This is a genomic window from Serratia sp. K1WW1, assembly GCF_055790865.1.
Genome location: NZ_CM147697.1, coordinates 4,828,114 through 4,852,283 on the forward strand (window position 1 = coordinate 4,828,114; position 24,170 = coordinate 4,852,283).

Here is a 24,170-nt window from a genome sequence, read left to right on the forward strand (position 1 = left end):
CTTGACAAATAAGAATGTTTATCAATAGCAAATTCACACAATAATCATTACTACGTATGGCATTTTTATCAAAGCTCGCTTATACCTTACCTCACAGATAAGTTAGGAAGATTAATCTTAAAACCCTTTCAGGGATGAGTTTAGTGTTACCTTTGTACTAATTAGTCATCTAAACACCAGGTTAAATTTAGCTCGAGGGTACACCCATCGGGCATTCCAGCGCGCCTACAAAAGCCACACAACCGGCTTTGGCGCGCTATGCAAATTAACTTAGGCGTTCAGAGGTTAACCACATGGCACAATCCAATTTTACCCTTGGGGCTGTTGATATTATTGCTCGTCATGGCGGCGCAAGAATCGCTGACGTAGCAACCGGTACCAGTTCCGTCAGCCTGACGCAAAGCAGCATTGTGCGTATCCACGGCACTCAGGCTTTGGTGAGCAGCTATGAACGCCAAGGTAACGATCTGATCGTACACATGAAAGATGGCACAACGGTGCGTTATCAGAGCTTCTTTGAGGTGGACGCCGACGGCAAACACAGCGAATTGGTGTTTGATGATGGCAATGGTGCCATCCAGCACGCGATATTCCCGGCAACCGCCGCTACCGCCGAACCAATGCTGATCACACCGCAGTTTGAATCACTGTCTGACGTTTCGCCTCTGCTGATTAACAATCATGAATTGTCCAACGGTGCCATCGCCGCCATTCTGGCTGGCCTGGCGCTTGGGGCTGGCGTCGCCATCGCTACCGGGACGGGGAAAAACGATCACAACAATGACGAACCGTCCGTACCGCCAGAACAACCGACCCTGACCGTCGGGAAGCTGGGCCAGGACAACGTTCTCAACGCCAGTGAAGTTAAAATTGCCCAGTTACTGAGCGGCCTGACCACCGGCGTTGCCGCGGGCGTGACCATCACGCTGACGCTCAACGGCAAAAGTTACACCACTACCGTCGGGGCCGATGGCAAGTGGAACTTTGACTTTAGCTCCGCCGCGCTTGCTGGCCTGAAAGACGGCAATTATCAACTGACGGTTAAACTGACTAACCAGGATGGGATCAGCGTCGAAAAAACGATCAGCGTACTGGTCGATACCACCCCGCCTGTCTTGACCGTCAACAAGCTGACCGGCGATGACCACCTGACCGGTGCAGAGTTAAAAGCGGCACAGGCGCTGAGCGGTACCGGCGAAGCCGGGCTGACCATTACGATTACCTTGAACGGTAAAACCTACACCACCACGGTGGGTAGCGACGGCAAATGGAGCCTGCAACTGCCTGCGGCAGATCTGGCTTTGCTGAAAAACGGTAACTACGAGTTAATCGTGACCTCCGTCGATAAAGTGGGCAACCAAACCACGGTCGATCATCAGATCTCGGTTGATACCACCGTAGTTAATCCTAACCCGCAGATCACGATTAACGCCCTGACCGGCGATAACGTAATCAACGCCAACGAAGCGAAAAGCCCCCAAACGCTGAGCGGCCATACGCAAAATGTTCAAGCGGGGCAAACCGTTACCATCACCTTGAACGGCAAAACCTATAGCGCCGTGGTTCAAGGCGATGGCAGTTGGTCGCTTTCACTGCCTGCCGCCGATCTGGCCGCGCTGGCCAATGGCTCGATCACGCTTAATGCCACCGTCACCGACAAAGCAGGCCAAAGCGCCAATGCGCATGAGAACATCATCGTCGATTTGACCGCCCCGGTGCTGACCGTCAACAAACTGGCCGGAGACGACGTACTCAACGCCGCCGAGGCGCAAACATCACAGACCCTGAGCGGCACCAGCAATCCGGGCCAGACCATTGTCGTTACCCTGAATGGTAAAACCTACACGACAGTCACTGGCGGGGATGGCAAGTGGAGCCTGGTACTGCCTGCCGCAGACCTGCAGGCGTTGGCTCAAGGGGATAATACCCTCACCGTGACGGCTACCGACGCCGCAGGCAACAGCACTACCGTGACGGAGCACTTGCAGGTAGATACCGTGCCACCGGTGCTGACGTTGGATAAATTTACCGGCGACGATTTGATCACCGTCGACGAGCAAAAATCGGCGCAAAACATCACCGGCACCGCTTCCGTCAGCGAAGCTGGGCAGGTGGTCAGCGTTTCCTTCAATGGCAAAACCTATACCGGCATCGTAGGTGCCGATGGCAAATGGAGCATCAGCGTGCCAGCCGCGGATATGGCCGCGTTGATCAACGGTAGCTATGAGATGATCGCCACGCTCAGCGATCAGGCAGGCAATACCACCACTACCGCCCCACAAGCGATCACCGTAGACAGCAATGCTTCGGCAATCAATATCGGTATTGTCTCTTCCGACGATAAGCTCAACGCCGTCGAAGCCGGACTTCCGCTCGCCATCAGTGGTACCACGGCCAACGTCGCTGCCGGGGCTACCGTTACCGTCACGCTAAATGGCAAAACCTATACCGCACTGGTATTGGCGGACGGCAGTTGGACATTGCAGGTGCCTAGCGCCGATCTGCAACTGCTGGCCGAAGGCAGCAACAGTATTTCTGCCAGCGTGACAGGTAACGATGGTTCTACCGTGACCACCACGCATAATCTGGACGTTTACACTCATGATTTGCCTGCGGTGACTCTGGACACGCCGTTTGGTGACGGCATCCTGAACGGCGCAGAAGCGGGTCAGCCACAGACGCTTACCGGCACCACCGGCATCACCAGCCCGGGCCAGACCATCACCATCACCCTGGGCGGTAAAACCTATACCGGCACCGTGGATGGCAGCGGCCATTGGAGCGTCACCATCCCTGCCGCCGATCTGCAAGCGTTGCCAGACGGCACACCGGCCTTGACCATCACGGTTACCGATGCGGCGGGCAACAGCAATACACTGAACACCACCGTCACCATCGATGAGACCGCGCCAACCCTCACCATCAACACCATCGCGGGCGACGATATCCTCAACGCTGCCGAGGTGCAGGTGGCGCAGACCGTGTCCGGCACTGCGTCCGTTGCCGATGCGGGCCGCACCGTCACCCTGACCTTGAACGGCAAGACCTACACTGCTGTGGTACAAGCGGACGGCACCTGGAGCGCTTCACTGCCAGCAGTTGACCTCGCCGCTCTGGCCGACGGCAGCCATAATCTGGTCGCCACCCTCACCGATGCCGCGGGTAACAGCACCAGCGTCACCCACGGCGTCAACGTCGATGCCGACCCGGCCACTCTGCCATCTCTGAGCATCGGCGTATTTGCCGGTAACGATATTGTCGACGGCGCAGAGGTGAAAACCGCTCAGACGATCTCGGGGAGCACCACCCATGTGCAAGCCGGACAGACCGTCACCATCACCCTGAACGGTAAAACCTACACCGCCACCGTGCTGGCCGATGGTTCCTGGAGCACCAGCGTACCCGCTGCCGATCTGGCGCTGCTGGCCAACGGTCAGACTACCATTACCGCCACCGTCAGCGACAGCGCCGGGAACCCGGCCAGCGCCAGCCATGACGTGACCGTCGACACCAGCCTGAGCGGGCTGTCTATCGCCATCATTGCCGGTGATGACAAACTCAGCCTGGCAGAAAGCCAGTCGCCATTGGTCATCAGCGGCAGCAGTGCCAACCTGGCCGTCGGAACTACGGTCACCCTGACCCTGAACGGTAAAACTTACACCGGCACTACCCTGGCGGACGGCTCCTGGAGCGTCACCGTGCCTGCCGCCGATCTGGCGTTGCTGGCCGATGGTACCGCCTCCGTGACCGTGAGCGCCGTCGATCAGGCCGGTAACCCGGTTAGCGACAGCCACAACCTGGGCGTATTTATCCATGGCCTGCCGGACGTGACCCTGAACACGCCGTTTGGCGACGGCATCCTGAACGGCGCAGAGGCGGGCCAACCGCAGACCCTCACCGGCACCACAGGTATCACCACGCCTGGGCAAACCGTTACGGTCACCCTGGGCGGTAAAACCTATACCGGCACCGTGGATGCCAACGGCAACTGGAGCGTCACCATTCCTGCGGCCGATCTGCAAGCATTGCCAGACGGTACGCCAGCACTGAGCGTCACGGTTACCGATGCGGCGGGCAACAGCAATACGCTGAACACCACCGTCACCGTCGATGAGACCGCGCCAACCCTCACCATCAACACTATCGCGAGCGACGATATCCTCAACGCTGCTGAGGTGCAGGTAGCGCAGACCGTATCTGGTACCGCCTCGGTCGCGGATGCGGGCCGCACGGTGACCCTAACCTTGAACGGCAAGACTTATACTGCCGTGGTACAACCTGATGGTTCGTGGAGCACCAGTCTGCCTGCGGCCGACCTCGCCGCCCTGGCCGACGGCAGTCACAATCTGGTCGCCACCCTCACCGATGCCGCAGGCAACAGCACCAGCATCACCCACGGCGTCAGCGTCGATGCCGACCCGGCCAATCTGCCATCCTTGAGCATCGGCGTATTTGCCGGTAACGATATTGTCGACGGCGCAGAGGTGAAAACTGCTCAGACGATCTCGGGGAGCACCACCCATGTGCAAGCCGGACAGACCGTCACCATCACCCTGAACGGTAAAACCTACACCGCCACCGTGCTGGCCGATGGTTCCTGGAGCACCAGCGTACCGGCTGCCGATCTGGCGCTGTTGGCCAACGGCCAGACCACCATTACCGCCACCGTCAGCGACAGCGCCGGGAACCCGGCCAGTGCCAGCCATGACGTGACAGTCGACACCAGCCTGAGCGGGCTGTCTATCGCCGTCATTGCTGGTGATGACAAACTCAGCCTGGCGGAAAGCCAACTGCCGCTGGCCATTAACGGCAGCAGCGCCAATCTGGCCATCGGGACTACGGTTACCGTCACCCTGAACGGTAAAACCTACACTGGCACCACGCTGGCAGACGGCTCTTGGAGCGTCTCCGTACCTGCCGCTGACTTGGCGTTGCTGGCCGATGGCTCCGCCACCGTGACCGTCACCGCCGTCGATCAGGCCGGTAACCCGGTCAGCGACAGCCACAACCTGGGCGTATTTATCCATGGTTTGCCGGACGTCACCCTGAACACGCCGTTTGGCGATGGCATTCTGAACGGCGCAGAAGCGGGTCAGCCACAGACCCTCACCGGCTCCACCGGCATCACCACGCCAGGGCAGACCGTCACCGTCATCCTGGGCGGTAAAACCTATACCGGTACCGTGGATGCCAACGGCAACTGGAGCGTCACGCTGCCAAGCGCCGACCTGCAAGCGCTACCAGACGGCACGCCAGCCTTGACCGTCACGGTGACCGATGCCGCCGGGAACAGCAATACGCTGAACACCACCGTCACCATCGATGAGACCGCGCCAACCTTGACCGTGGGGCTGATTGCTGGCGATGATGTGCTGAACGCCGCCGAAGTGCTGGTAGCACAAACCGTGTCTGGTACTGCCTCGGTCGCCGATGCGGGCCGCATCGTGACCCTGACCTTGAACGGCAAGACTTACACCGCCGTGGTGCAGCCAGATGGTTCATGGAGCACCAGCCTGCCTACGGCCGACCTCGCCGCCCTGGCCGACGGCAGCCACAATCTGGTCGCCACCCTCACCGATGCGGCGGGCAACAGCACCAGCGTCACCCACAGCATCAACGTCGATGCCGACCCGGCCACTCTGCCATCTCTGAGCATCGGCGTATTTGCCGGTAACGATATTGTCGACGGCGCAGAGGTGAAAACCGCTCAGACCCTGACCGGTACCACCACTCATGTGGAAGCGGGCCAGACCGTCACCATCACACTAAACGGCAAAACCTACACCGCCACCGTGCTGGCAGACGGTTCCTGGAGCACCAGCGTACCGGCTGCGGATCTGGCGCTGCTGGCCAACGGCCAGACCACCATCACTGCCACCGTCAACGACAGCGCAGGGAACCCAGCCAGCGCCAACCATGACGTAACCGTCGACACCGATCTCAGCGGCCTGTCTATCGCCATTATCGCGGGCGATGACAAACTCAGCCTGGCAGAAAGCCAACTGCCGCTGGCCATTAACGGCAGCAGCGCCAATCTGGCCGTCGGGACTACGGTTACCGTCACCCTGAACGGTAAAACCTACACTGGCACCACGCTGGCAGACGGCTCCTGGAGCGTCTCCGTGCCTGCCGCCGACTTGGCCTTGCTGGCCGATGGCACCACCACCGTGATCGTCACCGCCGTCGATCAGGCCGGTAATCCGGTCAGCGACAGCCACAACCTGGGCGTCTTTACCCACACCCTGCCAGAAGCCACGTTGAATACACCGTTTGGCGATGGCATCCTGAATGGCGCAGAAGCGGGTCAACCGCAGACCCTCACCGGCACCACAGGTATCACCACGCCAGGCCAGACCGTCACCGTCTCACTGGGCGGTAAAACATATACCGGCACCGTGGATGCTAACGGCAACTGGAGCGTTAGCGTCCCTTCTGCCGATCTGCAAGCGCTGCCTGACGGCACGCCAGCCTTGACCGTCACGGTGACCGATGCCGCCGGGAACAGCAACACCTTGAACACCACCGTTACCGTCGATACGACGGCACCAGCTCTGACAGTGGGCCTGATTGCCGGGGATGATGTGCTGAACGCCGCCGAAGTGCTGGTGGCACAGACCGTGTCTGGCACCGCTTCCGTTGCCGATGCGGGCCGCACCGTCACCCTGACCTTGAACGGCAAAACCTACACCGCCGTGGTGCAGCCAGATGGTTCATGGAGCACCAGCCTGCCTGCGGCCGACCTCGCCGCCCTGGCCGACGGCAGCCACAATCTGGTCACCACCCTCACCGATGCGGCAGGTAACAGCACCAGCGTCACCCACAGCATCAACGTCGACGCCAACCCGGCCAATCTGCCAACGCTCAGCATCGGCATATTTGCCGGTAACGACATTGTCGATGGCGCAGAGGTGAAGACCGCTCAAACCCTGTCCGGCACCACCACCCATGTGGAAGCGGGCCAGACCGTCACTATCACCCTGAACGGTAAAACCTACACCGCCACCGTCTTGGCAGATGGCTCCTGGAGCACCAGCGTACCGGCTGCGGATCTGGCGCTGCTGGCCAACGGCCAGACCACCATCACCGCCACCGTCAGCGACAGCGCCGGGAACCCGGCCAACGGCAGTCATGACGTGACCGTCGACACCGATCTCAGCGGGCTGTCTATCGCCGTGATCGCGGGTGACGACAAACTCAGCCTGGCAGAAAGCCAACTGCCACTGGTCATCAATGGCAGCAGTGCTAACCTGGCCACGGGCACGACAGTGACTGTCACGCTCAATGGTAAAACCTACACTGGCACCACGCTGGCAGACGGCTCCTGGAGCGTCACCGTGCCTGCGGCCGATCTGGCGTTGCTGGCCGATGGCACCGCCACCGTGACCGTCACCGCCGTCGATCAGGCCGGTAATCCGGTCAGCGACAGCCACAACCTGGGCGTCTTTACCCACACCCTGCCAGAAGCCACGCTGAATACACCGTTTGGCGATGGCATCCTGAATGGCGCAGAAGCGGGTCAACCGCAGACCCTCACCGGCACCACAGGTATCACCACGCCAGGCCAGACCGTCACCGTCACCCTGGGCGGTAAAACCTATACCGGCACCGTGGATGCTAACGGCAACTGGAGCGTTAGCGTCCCTTCTGCCGATCTGCAAGCGCTGCCTGACGGCACGCCAGCCTTGACCGTCACGGTCACGGATGCCGCAGGGAACAGCAATACGCTGAATACCACCGTTACCGTCGATGCAACCGCGCCTACCCTCACCGTGGGTCTGATTGCCGGGGATGATGTGCTGAATGCTGCCGAAGTGTTGGTGGCACAGACCGTGTCCGGCACCGCGTCCGTTGCCGATGCGAGCCGCACCGTCACCCTGACCTTGAACGGCAAAACCTACACCGCCGTGGTGCAGCCAGATGGTTCGTGGAGCACTAGCCTGCCTGCGGCCGACCTCGCCGCCCTGGCCGACGGCAGCCACAATCTGGTCGCCACCCTCACCGATGCGGCGGGCAACAGCACCAGCGTCACCCACAGCATCAATGTCGACGCCAACCCGGCCAACCTGCCAACCGTCAGCATCGGCATATTTGCCGGTAACGACATTGTCGACGGCGCGGAGGTGAAGACCGCTCAAACCCTGTCCGGCACCACCACCCATGTGGAAGCCGGTCAGACTGTCACTATTACCTTGAACGGCAAAACCTACACGGCGACCGTCTTGGCGGATGGATCCTGGAGCACCAGCGTACCGGCTGCCGATCTGGCGCTGCTGGCCAACGGCCAGACCACCATTACCGCCACCGTCAGCGACAGCGCCGGGAACCCGGCCAACACCAGCCATGAGGTGACCGTCGATACCGATCTCAGCGGGCTATCCATCGCCGCGATCGCGGGCGATGACAGACTCAGCCTGGCAGAAAGCCAACTGCCGCTGGCAATCCATGGCAGCAGTCAGAACCTGGCCGTGGGAGCAACGGTTACCGTCACCTTGAACGGTAAAACCTACACCGGCACCACATTGGCAGACGGCTCCTGGAGCGTCTCCGTACCTGCCGCCGACTTGGCATTGCTGGCCGATGGCACCACCACCGTGACCGTCACCGCCGTCGATCAGGCCGGTAACCCGGTCAGCGGCAGCCACGATCTGGGTGTGTTTATCCATAGTCTGCCAGCAGCCACGCTGAACACGCCGTTTGGCGATGGCATCCTGAATGGCACGGAAGCGGGTCAGCCGCAAACCATCACGGGCTCTACCGGCATCACCACGCCTGGCCAGACCGTCACGGTCACCCTAGGCGGTAAAACCTATACCGGCACCGTGGACGGCAGCGGCAACTGGAGCGCCACCATTCCTGCGGCCGATCTGCAAGCGCTGCCGGACGGCACGCCTACCCTGTCCGTAACCGTTACGGATGCCGCGGGCAACAGCAATACGCTGAATACCATCGTCACCGTTGATGCGACTGCGCCAACCCTCACCGTTAACGTGGTGGCTGGGGATGATGTATTGAATGCCGCGGAAGTACAGGTGGCGCAGACCGTGTCCGGCACTGCGTCCGTTGCCGATGCAGGGCGCACCGTGACCCTGACATTGAACGGCAAGATTTACACCGCTGTGGTGCAACCGGATGGATCGTGGAGCACCAGCCTACCCACCGCCGATCTGCAGGCACTCGCCGATGGCAACCATAACCTGGTCGCCACCCTCACCGATGCCGCGGGTAACAGCACCAGCACTACCCATGTCCTCGGTGTGGATGCCAACTCGGCCAACCTGCCGACACTCGGCATCAACGTGTTCGCCGGTAACGACATTGTCGACGGCGCAGAGGTGAAAACCGCCCAGACCCTGACCGGTACCACCACCCATGTGGAAGCGGGCCAGACCGTCACCATCACGCTGAACGGCAAAACCTACACCGCCACCGTGCTAGTAGATGGCACTTGGAGCACCAGCGTACCGGCTGCCGATCTGGCACTGTTGGCCAACGGCCAGACCACCATCACCGCCACCGTCAGCGACAGCGCCGGGAACCCGGCCAACGCCAGCCATGACGTGACCGTCGATACCAATCTCAGTGGGCTGTCCATCTCCGTGATCGCAGGAGATGACAAACTGAATCTGGCCGAAAGTCTGCAGCCGCTGACGATCTCCGGCGACAGCGCCAATCTGCCGCTCGGAGCCATCGTCACTGTGACGTTGAATGGCAAGATTTACATCGGCCTGACCCTGCCAGACGGTTCCTGGAGCGTTCAGGTCCCGGCCGCCGATTTGGCACTGCTGGCTGATGGCACCGCCACCGTCAGCGTCAACGCCGTCGATCAGGGCGGCAACCTGGTCAGCAACAGCCATAATCTGGGCGTGTTTATCCACACTCTGCCGGACGCCACGCTGAACACGCCGTTTGGCGATGGCATCCTGAACGGCACGGAAGCGGGCCAACCGCAGACCATCACGGGCTCTACCGGCATCACCACGCCTGGCCAGACCGTCACGGTCACCCTGGGCGGTAAAACCTATACCGGCACCGTGGATGCCAACGGCAACTGGAGCGTCAGCATACCTTCTGCCGACCTACAAACGCTGCCAGACGGCACACCGGCCTTGTCTGTAGTGGTCACCGATGCCGCCGGTAACAGCAATACGTTGAACACCACCGTCACCGTTGATGCAACCGCACCAACCCTGACCGTGGGCCTGATTGCTGGCGACGATGTGTTGAACGCCGCCGAAGTACTGGTGGCACAAACCGTATCCGGCACCGCCTCGATTGGTGATGCTGGCCGCACCGTCACCCTGACCTTGAACGGCAAAACCTACACCGCCGTGGTGCAACCGGATGGTTCGTGGAGTGCGTCACTGCCCGCCGCCGATCTGCAAGCGCTCAGCGACGGTAGCCATAACCTGGTCGCCACTCTCACCGATACTGCGGGCAACAGCACCAGCGTGACCCACAGCATCAACGTCGATGCCAACCCGGCCAACCTGCCGACCATCAGCGTCGGTGTATTTGCTGGTAATGACATTATCGACGGCGCAGAGGTGAAAACCGCTCAGACCCTGTCTGGCACCACTGCCCATGTGGAAGCGGGCCAGACCGTCACCATCACGCTGAACGGCAAAACCTACACCGCCACCGTGCTGGCCGATGGGTCCTGGAGCACCAGCGTACCGGCTGCCGATCTGGCACTGCTGGCCAACGGCCAGACCACCATTACCGCCACCGTCAGCGACAGCGCCGGGAACCCGGCCAGTGCCAGCCATGACGTGACCATCGACACCAACCTGAGCGGCCTGTCGATTGCCGTAATTGCCGGTGACGACAAGCTGAATCTGGCCGAAAGCCTGCTGCCACTCACCATCAACGGCGGCAGTGCCAACCTGGCCACGGGGACAACCGTGACCGTCACGCTCAACGGTAAAACCTACACCGGCACCACGCTGGCAGACGGTAGCTGGAGCGTCACCGTGCCTGCGGCCGATCTGGCCTTGCTGGCCGATGGCACCGCCACTCTCAGCGTGACCGCCGTCGATCAGGCTGGTAACCCGGTCAGCGGCAGCCACGATCTGGGCGTGTTTATCCATAGCCTGCCAGACGCCACGCTGAACACGCCGTTTGGCGATGGCATTCTGAATGGCGCAGAAGCAGGTCAGCCGCAAACCATCACGGGGTCCACCGGCATCACCACACCAGGCCAGACCGTCACGGTCACCCTGGGCGGTAAAACCTACACCGGCACCGTGGATGGCAGCGGCAACTGGAGCGTCAGCGTTCCTTCTGCCGATCTGCAAGCGCTGCCAGACGGCACGCCAGCTTTGACCGTCACGGTTACTGACAGCGCAGGTAACAGCAATACGCTGAATACCACCGTCACCGTCGATGCAACCGCGCCTACCCTCACCGTGGGCCTGATTGCTGGCGATGATGTGCTGAACGCCGCCGAAGTGCTGGTGGCACAGAGCGTCTCCGGCAGCGCCTCGATCGCGGATGCGGGTCGCACCGTCACCCTGACCTTGAACGGCAAAACCTACACCGCCGTGGTGCAACCGGATGGTTCGTGGAGCACCAGCGTGCCCGCTGCCGATCTGCAGGCGCTCAGCGACGGTAGCCACAATCTGGTGGCAATCCTCATCGATGCCGCAGGCAACAGCACCAGCGTCACCCACAGCATCAACGTCGACGCCAACCCGGCCAACCTGCCAACCGTCAGCATCGGTGTATTTGCTGGTAACGACATTGTCGACGGCGCGGAAGTTAAAACCGCCCAGACCCTGTCCGGCACCTCCACTCATGTGGAAGCAGGCCAGATCGTGACCATTACGCTGAATGGTAAAACCTACACCGCTACCGTGCTGGCCGATGGTTCCTGGAGCACCAGCGTACCGGCTGCCGACCTGGCGCTGTTGACCAACGGCCAGACCACCATCACCGCCAGCGTCAACGACACCGCAGGCAACCCGGCCAGCGGCAGTCATGACGTGACCGTAGATACCGACCTCAGCGGGCTGTCGATTGCCGTGATCGCGGGTGATGACAAACTCAACCTGGCGGAAAGCCAACTGCCGTTGGCAATCAGCGGTAGCAGCACCAATCTGGCCGTCGGCGCCACGGTTACCGTGACCTTGAACGGCAAAACCTACACCGGCACCACGCTGGCAGATGGCTCATGGAGCGTCTCCGTGCCTGCGGCCGATCTGGCCTTGCTGGCCGATGGCACCGCTACCGTGACCGTCACTGCCACCGATCAGGCCGGTAACCCGGTCAGCGACAGCCACAACCTGGGCGTATTTATCCATAGCCTGCCAGACGCCACGCTGAATACACCGTTTGGCGACGGCATTCTGAACGGTACCGAAGCGGGCCAGCCGCAAACCATCACGGGGTCCACCGGCATCACCACGCCAGGCCAGACCGTCACGGTCACCCTGGGCGGTAAAACCTACACCGGCACCGTGGACGGCAGCGGCAACTGGAGCGTCAGCGTCCCTTCTGCCGATCTGCAAGCGTTGCCAGACGGCACACCAGCCTTGTCCGTAGTGGTCTCCGATGCCGCCGGTAACAGCAATACGCTGAACACCACCGTCACCGTTGATGCAACTGCGCCTACCCTCACCGTGGGTCTGGTTGCTGGGGATGATGTGCTGAACGCCGCCGAAGTGCTGGTGGCACAAACCGTGTCCGGCACCGCCTCGGTCGCGGATGCAGGCCGCACCGTCACCCTGACCTTGAACGGCAAAACCTACACCGCTGTGGTGCAACCGGATGGCTCGTGGAACACCAGCGTGCCTGCCGCCGATCTGCAGGCGCTCACCGATGGCAACCATAACCTGGTCGCCACCCTCACCGATGCGGCTGGCAACAGCACCAGCGTCACCCACAGCCTCAATATCGATGCCAACCCGGCCAATCTGCCAACGGTGAGCATTGGCGCATTCGCCGGGGACGATATCGTTAACGGGGCCGAAGCGCTGGTCACTCAGGCCCTGTCCGGTACCACCACCAATGTCGAGGTGGGCCAGACCGTTACCCTGACCTTGAACGGCAAAACCTACTTCGCCACCGTGCAGCTGGGCGGCGCCTGGAGCGTTAACGTTCCGGCGGCGGATATGGCGTTGCTGGCCAACGGCCAGGCCACCATCACCGCCAGCGTCAGCGATCGGGCAGGCAACCCGGCCACCGGCAGCCATACCATCAGCGTTGATACGGCGGTGGAAAGCATCGCCATTAACCTGATTGCCGGTGACGATAAGCTGAACCTGACCGAAGCCTCACAGCCGCTGACCATCAGCGGGACCACGGTCAATGTGAACGCTGGCCAAACCGTTACCGTAACCTTGAACGGTAAAACCTACACCGGCGTCGTTCTGGCCAACGGCAGTTGGAGCGTATCGGTGAACAGCGCCGATCTGCTGGCACTGCAAGACGGCTTGACCACGGTCACCGCCAGCGTCTCCAACCCAGGAGTCGATCCGGTCAGCAACAGTCATTCGCTGGATGTGCATATCCATACCCTGCCAGAGCCAACCATCAATCTGCCGTTTGGCGATGGTTTCCTCAATCAAGCTGAAGCCGCCACGGCACAACTGCTGAGCGGCAGCACCGGCATCCCTGGTGCGGGACAAAGCGTGATCGTCACTCTGGGTGGAAAAACCTATACCGCAACCGTGGATGGCAGCGGTAACTGGAGCGTTTCCATCCCATCGGCCGATCTGCAAAACCTGCCAGCGGGCAGCAATACCATCAGCGTATCCGCTACGGACTCCGCGGGTAACAGCGTACCTGGCAGCACTACGGCACAGGTCGATCTGGTGCCACCAACTCTGGCGGTCAAGCCGTTTGCCGGGGATGACAAGGTTAACGCCCTGGAAAGCCTCAGCGACCAGGTAGTTTCCGGCACCGCTTCCATCGGCGATGCCGGGCGGACCGTCACGATAACCCTCAACGGTAAGACCTATACCGGGGTAGTCGCCAACGACGGCACCTGGAGTGCCACCATCCCAAGCGCCGATCTGCAAGCAATTGGCGATGGCAGTTATCCATTAACCACTACCCTGAGCGATGCGGCGGGCAACACCACCACCGTCACCCATACCGTGACGGTCGACGCCAATCCGCTGGATCTGCCAACCCTGAGCATCAATGTGTTTGCCGGTAACGATATTATCGACGGCGCAGAGGTGAAAACCAGCCAGACGCTGAGCGGTACCACCACCCACGTGGAAGCGGGCCAGTTGGTGACCATCACGCTGAATGGCAAAACCTACACCGCCACCGTGCTGGCAGACGGTACCTGGAGCACCAGCGTATCCGCCGCCGATCTGGGCCAACTGGCTCAGGGCAACAGCACCATTAGCGTCACCGTTAGCGATACCTCCGGTAACCCGGCCACAGCAACGCACAACGTGCTGGTCAACACGGCCCTGAGCGGCATCGCCATCGACGTGATTGCCGGTGACGATAAGCTGAACCTGGCCGAAAGCCTGTTGCCATTAGCCATCAGCGGCAGCAGCCTCAATCTGGCCACCGGCGCAAGCGTGACCGTAACGCTGAACGGCAAAACCTACACCGGTATTACGCTGGCGGACGGTTCCTGGAGCGTGCTGGTACCACCGGCCGATCTGGCGCTGTTGGCAGACGGCAATATCAACCTGAGCGTTTCCGCTGTCGACCAGGCCGGTAACCCGGTCAGCAGCAGCCATACCTTGGGCGTATTTATCCATAACCTGCCAGACGCCACCCTCAATACGCCGTTTGGCGATGGCATCTTGAACAGCGCGGAAGCGGGCCAGCCGCAGACCATTACCGGCTCCACCGGCATCACCACGTCGGGGCAAATCGTGACAGTGACCCTTGGGGACAAAACCTACACCGCCACGGTGGACGGTAGCGGCAACTGGAGCGTCACCGTTCCGGTTGGCGATCTGCAGGCATTGCCGGACGGGACGCCATTGCTCAACGTAGTGGTCACCGATCCTGCGGGCAACAGCAACACCCTGAGTAGCACCGTAGTGGTCGATAAGGTCGCTCCGACCCTCACCGTCGGCGTCATTGCCGGGGATGACGTGCTTAACAGCGCAGAAGTGCTGCTTAACCAGACCGTCTCAGGCACCGCCTCCATCGGGGATGCAGGTCGTACCGTGACGCTGACGTTGAACGGTAAAACCTACACTGCGGTGGTTCAGCCGGACGGTTCGTGGAGCACTTCGCTGCCAACCGCCGATCTCACCGCACTGTCCGATGGCAGCTACAACCTGGTCGCCACCCTGACCGATAGCGCCGGTAACAGCACCAGCGTCACCCACGCCATCGGGGTTGATGCCAGCGCGCTGAACGCACCGGTGCTGACGATCGGCACCTTTGCGGGCAACAATATTATTGACGGTGCCGAGGTGCAGGCAACGCAAACCCTGAGCGGCAGCAGCCTGAATGTTGAAGCCGGGCAGATCGTTTCCATCACCCTCAATGGCAAAATCTATAACGCCACCGTGCAGGCAGACGGTTCCTGGAGCACCAGCGTACCGGCGGCCGATCTGGCTCTGCTGACCAACGGTAGCTTAACGATCACCGCCGACGTCACCGATAAAGCCGGTAACCCGGCCAGCGCCACTCATGACGTTACGGTCGATCTCACCCAGAGCGCCCTGGCGATTGCTCCAATCACCGGCGATAACCAGTTGAACGCCATCGAAGCCGCCGCAGGGATCAGCATCAGCGGGAGTTCCACCAACGTTGCCACCGGTGCGACCGTCACCATTGCGCTGAACGGTAAGTTCTACGAGGCGACAGTGCAGGCCGATGGCAGTTGGACGACGACCGTTCCTTCAGCCGACCTGACAATCCTGGGCGATGGCAAACTGACCGTCACCGTCAGTGCCACCGACGAAGCGGGCAATCTGGTCACCGGTTCGCAGCAGTTGGGCGTACTGATCAACAGCCTGCCGGTTGCCACCCTGAACACACCGTTCGGTGATGGCTACCTCAACAAGGCGGAGTCCACCAGCGATCAAACGCTGAGCGGCACCACCGGGGTGAGCGGCAGTGGGCAAACCGTCAGCGTGGTGCTGGGAGGGAAAACCTATACCGGCATCGTCGATAACAACGGCAACTGGAGCGTGAGCGTGCCAAGTGCCGATCTGGCGGCCCTGCCTGACGGCCCAACCAGCATTGGGGTCACCGTCGGTGATATCGCTGGCAACACCTCCAGCATCAACTCCAGCGCCACGGTCGATCTGACCGTGCCGGTGCTGACCATCAACACCATCAGCGGTGATGACATCATCAACATCGCCGAAAGCCAGCAAGCGCTGCAAATCACCGGTACTGCACCGATCAACGACAGCGGCCAGCCTGTGGTGGTGAAAGTCACCATCAACGGCTTGACCTATAACGGGCTGGTGCTGGCGGACGGCAGTTGGAGCGTCACCATTCCGGCTGGCGATCTGGCTAACCTGCCGAACGGTGCCTCTTCCATCACCGCCACCTTGACCGACGCCGCTGGCAACACCGGCAGCGTCAGCCACGGCATCACCCTGGATACCGACCCGGCCCAGGCGCCGCTGTTGACCATCAACACCCTGTCCGGCGATGACTACCTCAGCCTGGCGGAATCCAACCTGCCGCTGACCATCAGCGGGGGTAGCCAGCGCGTCGAGCAGGGGCAACAGGTCACCGTAACGCTCAATGGCAAAACCTACACCGCCATCGTTGGCGCGGACGGCAGTTGGAGCCTGCAGGTTCCGGCGGTGGATGTGGGGGCCTTGCCAGACGGTAAAGACACCATCACCGCCACGGTTAGCGATACCTCTGGCAACCAGGCCACCGCCAACCACAACCTCACCGTGATCACCGATGCGGGCAATCTGCCGCAACTGTCGGTCAACGTGATTGCCGGTGATGACATCATCAACGCCAATGAGGCGAAAGCTGCCATCATCATCAGCGGAGGATCCAGCCACGTGCAGCCTGGCCAAGTGGTCAGCGTGCTGCTTAACGGCAAAACCTACACCGCCGTGGTACAAGCAGACGGCAGTTGGAGCGCAACGGTTCCATCAGCCGACGTGCAGGCATTGCCACAAGGCTCGCAGACCGTGATTGCCTCGGTGACCGATGTCGCCGAGAACCCGGCCAGCGCCACCCATAACGTCACTGTTGACACCGTGCCACCATTACTGGAGATCGATATCTTCGCTGGTGACGGCATCCTGAACCTGGCGGAAGCGCTACTGGGACAAGTGTTGAGCGGGCATACCGATCCGGGCCTGACCGTTACCGTCACGCTGGGTGCCAACGTTTACACCGCCCTGGCGGATCCAACGACCGGTGCATGGAGCGTCAATATCCCAAGCAATATCCTGCAAGGGCTATTGGATGGTAGCGTGACCATCGGCGTGAGCGTCACCGACGCCGCAGGTAACGGCGTTGAAGACTCCATCACGGTGGCGGTCAACACCCATACGCTGCCATCGCTGACGCTGAACCCGCTGTTCGGTGACAATATCCTTAATATTGCCGAACTGGGGATCGCAACGCCAATTGGCGGTGCAGCGGCTAACCTGCTGGTGAACACCCCGGTATTGGTCAAGATTGGCACCTACGTGGTGAACGGTATCGTGAATAACGATGGCACCTGGAGCGCGCTAATCCCAGCCAACGCCCTGGCCTTGCTGGCAGACGGCACCGTGCAGGTGGTGGTCTCCGCCGTGGATGCAGCCGGTAACCCTGCCAGCGCCGGTGGTTCACTGGAGATCCTGTCGCATATCCTGCCGAATCCAACCATTAACCTGCCGTTTGGCGACGGCGCACTGAACCTGGTGGAAGCCGGGGTCAATCAGTTGCTGACCGGTACCACCGGTATTATCGGCAACGGTCAAACGGTGGTGGTCAGCCTCAACGGTAAAGACTACAACGCCACGGTTGCCAACAACGGGCAGTGGAGTGTCACCCTGCCAACCACCGATCTGCTTGGGCTGCTGGATGGCCCACACACCATCAGCGTGGTTGCTACCGATAAAGGCGGCAACAGCCACGGCGCGACGCTGGACTTTGACAGCATCCTCACCGGGCTACCGGTGGCCGGGTTTGACACGCCGTTTATCGATGGCATTGTCAACCATGCCGAAGCCTTGCTGGGCGGAGCCCTCACCGGTACCACCGGCATCGCCAGCAATCTGGGCCAGACCGTGAAGGTGAACGTCAACGGCCTGAACCTGAACGCTACGGTAAATGCCGACGGCAGTTGGACGCTGCCACTCGACAGTGCCACCCTGCTCGGCCTGCCGGACGGCAACTGGCCGGTCACGGTGACGGTTACCGACGCGGTGGGTAACACCAACAGCACTACCGGCTCGCTGGAGATCCTGGTCAACAAGCTGCCGTTGCCAACCCTGGACCTGCCGTTTGGCGATGGCCTGCTGAATATTGCCGAAGCCGCGCTGACGCAAACTCTGACCGGCAAAACCGGTCTGATCGGCAGCGGCCAGATCGTCACGGTGACGGTGGACGAAGGTCTGCCAAATCAGCAGATCTTTACCGCTCAGGCCGATGGGCTGGGTGGCTGGTCTCTGCAACTCAGCGCAGCACAGCTTGCCGTGTTCACCAACGGGCAGCATACCGTTGAGGTCACCGTCGAGGATCGTGCTGGCAATACGGCTACCACCGCACCGCTGGACGTGACCGCTTCTCTCACCTTGCCGCTGCCAACCATCGTTCCGCCGTTTGGCGTTGACGGTGTGCTGAGCATCAGCGAAGCCGCCGGTGCGCTGACGATCACCGGCACCACCGGGGTGAATGGCGCAGGCCAGGCGGTGAAAGTGGTGATCGATGTCAATGGCGTCAGCTACAACGCGCAGGTTGATATCAACGGCAACTGGTCGTTACCGCTGCCTGCGGCCACCCTGAGCACCTTGCTGGATGGGCCACACGTGCTGACCGTCACGGCGACCGACGCCGCGGGCAACACCAACAGCAGCGCACTGAACTTCACCAGCGATCTCACCGCGCCGGTGCCAAGCATCAACACACCGTTCGGTGACGGCTTCCTCAACCTGGCCGAGGCCAACCTGGGGCAAGTCCTCACTGGTAGCGCCGGTGACGCGACAGCCGTTAGTGTGAAGATCGGTAGCCAAACCTTTACCGCACAGGTCAGTGGCGGCAACTGGAGCCTGGCGCTAACTTCGCCACAGCTAAAAGCGCTGGCCGAGGGCGATAACACCATCACCGTGACCGCCACGGATGCCGCAGGCAACCAGGGCACGGCCGGTTCTTCGGTACATATTTCGGTCAACACGCTGCCGTCCGTCACCATCAGTAACTTTACGACGGATAACATCATCAACTATGCCGAGAGCCAAACGGTACAGCTGATAACCGGTACCTCCACCAACATCGCGGTGGGGCAACAAGTGACCGTTACGCTCAACAGCAAAACCTATACCGGGGTAGTGTTGGCGAATGGCAGTTGGAGCGTATCGGTGCCACCAGCCGATCTGAAAGCCCTGAGCGGGACGCCAAATATCACGGCTCAGGTCAGCGATCAGGCCGGGAACGTCGCTGTCGACAACCACAACTTCACCGTTAACCTGACGCCTCCGAACCAGATTATTACTGTTGATCCGATCACCGGCGATAACATCGTTAACGCCAGTGAAGTGGGCTTGATCATCAACCTGACCGGTAAAGTGGTCGGTGGCATCGGCCTTGGGCAGGTAGTCACCATTACCGTGGGTGGCTTACCACTGGGTATTCCGGTCACAACACTGGCAGATGGTACCTTCAGCACCGTGGTGACCTTCCCGGTTGACGGCAACATCGTGGTTACGGCCAGTACTACGCTGCTGTCACCGCTGCCAACGGTATTTACCGCCAGCGAAACCGTCTTGGTAGACCGCATTCCGCCGACGCTCACCATCAATACCTTCGCGGGTAACGACGTGTTGAACGCCAGTGAAAGCGCCGTCGCCCAGGCAATCTCCGGTACCGCCTCGGTCTCGGAAGCGGGTCGCATTGTCACCGTCACGCTGAATGGCAAAACCTACAGTGCGCAGGTCAGTGGCACCGGCACCTGGTCGGTCAACGTGCCACCGGCAGATCTGGTTAACCTGCCGCAGGGTAGCAGCACCATCAATGCGACCTTGAGCGACGCCGCAGGTAACACCACGCCGGCAACACACGTCATTACTACCGATACCACGGCACCGCTGCTGTCGGTCGATCTGCTGACCGGGGACAATATCCTGACGCTGGCAGAAGCCCTGCTCGGCCAGGCATTAACCGGGACCGGCGGCATTGGCGAAACCGTCACCGTTACGCTTGGGCCGTTGACCGCCAGCGTGGTGATTGGCCCGGATGGTAAATGGAGCATTCCGCTGCCGTCGCTCGATCTGCAAAGCCTGACCGATGGGCCGCAGATCATCGGCGTCACGCTGACCGACACCGCTGGCAACAGCAGCCATACCGACGTAACGCTGAACGTGGCGTTGAACAAAACGCTCGGTGCGGGGGTTAATGCCCTGTTTGGCGGTGATGGCGTGCTGAACCTGGCCGAATCGCTGCTGACTCAGGTGATCAGCGGTAACGCCACCGGCGATTACAACGGTGCGGTTGTTCACGTCACCATCGCTGGCATTACGCTGGATGCGCTGGTTGGCGGTAATGGCCAGTGGAGCGTGTCACTGCTGCCTAGCCAGCTCAACCTGTTGGGTGATGGTCTGGCGCAGGTCAACGTGCAGATCGTCGACTCCCACGGCAACGTGGTCAACGATCTGATCGATATCGACGTGCTGACCCACAACCTGCCGGTGATCGGCCCGGTCGTTGCCTTTGGCGATGGCCTGCTGAATGCGGTAGAAGCCGGTGTGTCTCAGACCATCAGCGGGGTGATTAACGGTCTCGGTATCGGCGGTGGCAGCGTTAGCGTCAGCCTGGGTACCAAAACCTATACCGCCAGCGTCGGCGCGGGCGGCGCCTGGAGCCTGTCGATCCCACCGCTGGATCTGGCTGCTCTGAGCGACGGCAATCTGGCGCTCGGTGTATCGGTGACCGACTCTGCCGGCAACGTGGTAAGCAAAAACATCGATATCACCGCCATCATCCACAATCTGCCGCACATCGTGCTGGATCCGATCTTCGGCGACGGCATCCTCAACGTGGCAGACCTGTTGCTGAACCAGACCATCGGCGGCACCGTCACCAATCTGGCGAAGGGCGCCACCATCAATCTGGATATTGCCGGTTCGCAAACGCTGACGGCTATCGTGGGCGACGGCGGCAAATGGAGCGCCACCGTCACGCCGGATATCCTCGGTATCTTGCAAGGGCTGGGCAACGGCAACTTTACCGTCACCGCCTCGGCGACCGATGCAGTGGGTAACACCACCAGCGCCACCGCCGGGCTACAGCTGGATGTGAAACTGCCGGTGATCACGCTCGATCCACTGTTTGGCGGCGATGGCTTCCTCAATGCGGCCGAAGCATTGGTGGCACAAACCGTCAGCGGTACCGTGGCCTTCGCCAGCGCCGGTGCACAGGTGCGGGTTTCTCTTGGTGGTAAGGACTTCCTGACCACCGTCGGTACCGACGGCAAGTTCAGCCTGGTGCTGCAACCTGCCGATCTGCACACCCTGCTGGACGGCAATATCAACGTTGGCGTTTCGGTGCTGGATGGCTCCGGCAACACCGGTGTGCTCAATACCGTGGTCGATGTGATCGTCAACAAGCTGCCAACGCTGGCGCTGAACCCGCTGTTTGGCGGCGACGGCTTCCTCAATGCGGCCGAAGCGCTGCTGACCCAGACCATCAGCGGGACCACCACCAATGCGGCGGCCGGTTCCCAGGTGGTGATCAAGGTCGGCACGCTGCAACTGAACGCCGTCGTCGGTGCTGACGGTGGCTGGAGCGCCACCATCAATCCGCTGCAGTTGGCGGATCTGGCGGCGGGCAATCTGATCGTCAGCGCCACGGTCACCGATCCGGCAGGTAACACCAGCGGTGCCAGCGTAGGCCTCAACGTAGCGACCATCTTGCCAACGCTGACGCTGAACCCACTGTTTGGTAACGGCACGCTGGATCTGAGCGATCTGTTGTCACCGCAGATCCTGAGCGGTAACGCAGGTAACGTGTCGGCCGGGACCACCATCACCCTGACGCTGGGCAGCCACACCTACACCACCAGCGTCGATGCCACCGGCAAATGGCAGTTGCCGATCCCAACTCTGGATCTGCAAGGGCTGTTGGACGGCGTGACCAACGTCACCGCCAGCCTCACCGATGCGGCAGGTAACACCGTGAGCAAGGTCAGCCCGCTCAACGTGCTGATCAACGCCCTGCCAACCCTGACGCTGGATCCGCTGTTCGGCGGCGATGGCCTGCTGAATGCGCTGGAAGCGACTGGCAACCAGATCATCAGCGGTCATGCCACCAACGCACCGGGCTCTACCATTCAGGTTCATCTGGGCAGCAATACCTTCACCACCCAGGTAAAAGCCGATGGCAGTTGGTCACTCAGCCTGACGCCGCTCAACCTGTCCAGCCTGCTGGACGGCAATATTTCACTGGGCGTTTCGGTGACCAACTCCGCAGGGAAAACCGGCAGCATCAGCGCCGATCTGGGCGTAGGGATCCACAACCTGCCGACCGTTAACCTGGGCAGCCTGTTTGGCGATGGTTTCCTCAACCTGAGCGAAGCCAACCTGAACCAGCTGATTGGAGGCACCACCACCAACGCCATCGGCGGTAGCGTCAGCGTTAATGTGGGGGGGCTGGTATTGAGCGCCGCCGTAGGCAACGACGGGAAATGGAGCGTTAGCGTTCCTACCCTGAATCTGGTCAATCTGGCAGATGGGCCATTGTCGGTCGGCGTTACCGTCACCGACCGCTACGGTAACACCAGCTCGGCCAACGCCAACGCCACGGTGAAAATCCACGCGCTGCCGTTGTTGGGCATCGATGCTCTAGGGACCCTGACTGGTGCGCTGGGCATTCTGACCAACGGCCTGTCCATCAGCGGTACCAGCCTGAACGTGCAGCAAGGCGCGAAGGTTAGCGTGACCTTGCTGGGCAGCACCTTGCAAGGCACCGTGGACGCCACCGGACATTGGACGGTGAAATTCGACACCACCAATGCCCTCAAGGGTCTGACTGTGTTCAACCTGATCCCGACTCTGTTGGGCACCGTGGTGGCAGCTTCGGTCACCGATCTGGCGGGTAACGGGGTCAGCGTCTCTGCGGGGCTGACATCCGGTATCGAACTGCCACTGCTGTTGACGGCTAACGCGGCGGTCGAAACGCTGTCGCTGGATACGTCGGGTTCCGAAAATACCAGCACCGACAGCACCACCGATCACACTGCGGTACAGCATGCTCAGGTAGCCGCCGTGCAGCACACCACCACCGATAGCAGCACGCCAACCAGCGAGGTCAGCAGTGCCCAGACCACCACGGAGACCAACGAGCCAGTCACCAGCACGCTGGTGGTGAACCCAACGCTGCCGGTTGATACCGCTGGTGTTACCACGGTTGAGGACACCACCTTCAGCATTGGCGGCGTCACCATCAATCTGGCGGATGGCACTACTGCCAGCGGCGACACCATCCACGGCAGCAGCGGTAACGATGTGATCCACGTCAACGCCCTCGACTTCCTGTCGATCGACGGCGGCGCGGGTATCGACACCCTGGAGCTGGATGGCAAAAACCTCAACCTGGATCTGACGGCGCTGGGCCTGAAGGTGCAACACATCGATATCTTCGATTTGGGCACCAGCGGTACTAACAGCATCACGCTGGATCTGCACGAGGCGCTGAACGTCAAGGATGCTGCCAGTGACAACCTGCTGATCAAGGGCAGCGTCGGTGACCAGGTCAATCTGACCCAGGCCGAAGGCGGCACCTGGAGCTCGGTGGGCCAACGGACGGTCGATGGCCAAGTGTTCGACGTTTACCACAACTCCGCCCTTGAAAGCGGCAACACCCTGGGAGATGTCCTGGTGCAGCAAGGCCTGCACGTCAATCTGGTGTAGTACCCGGCCCATCCGTCAGCCACTGGCAGGTACACAGCGAGCCAGTGGCATGGGAATGACAGGGTTCAGGCCAAGGCAGTGCGGCGGTTCCGTTCGGGAGACGGGCCGCCGAAATTAACGATCGTCACAATAACAAAGCCGAAACGGCAACCC

The 24,170-nt window shown here is 61.1% G+C and carries 1 protein-coding gene; it reads left to right on the forward strand.

Annotated features, from left to right (window positions below; genetic code table 11):
* Window positions 1-293 precede the first annotated feature (293 nt).
* A complete protein-coding gene (locus ACX9GU_RS21950; protein WP_473192902.1) occupies window positions 294-24,017 on the forward strand; it encodes an Ig-like domain-containing protein in 23,724 nt (7,907 codons plus the stop codon).
* Window positions 24,018-24,170 lie beyond the last annotated feature (153 nt).

Coding starts and splice junctions, on each gene's coding strand:
- ACX9GU_RS21950 (WP_473192902.1), top strand. CDS start 294: ATGGCACAATCCAATTTTACCCTTGGGGCTGTTGATATTATTGCTCGT.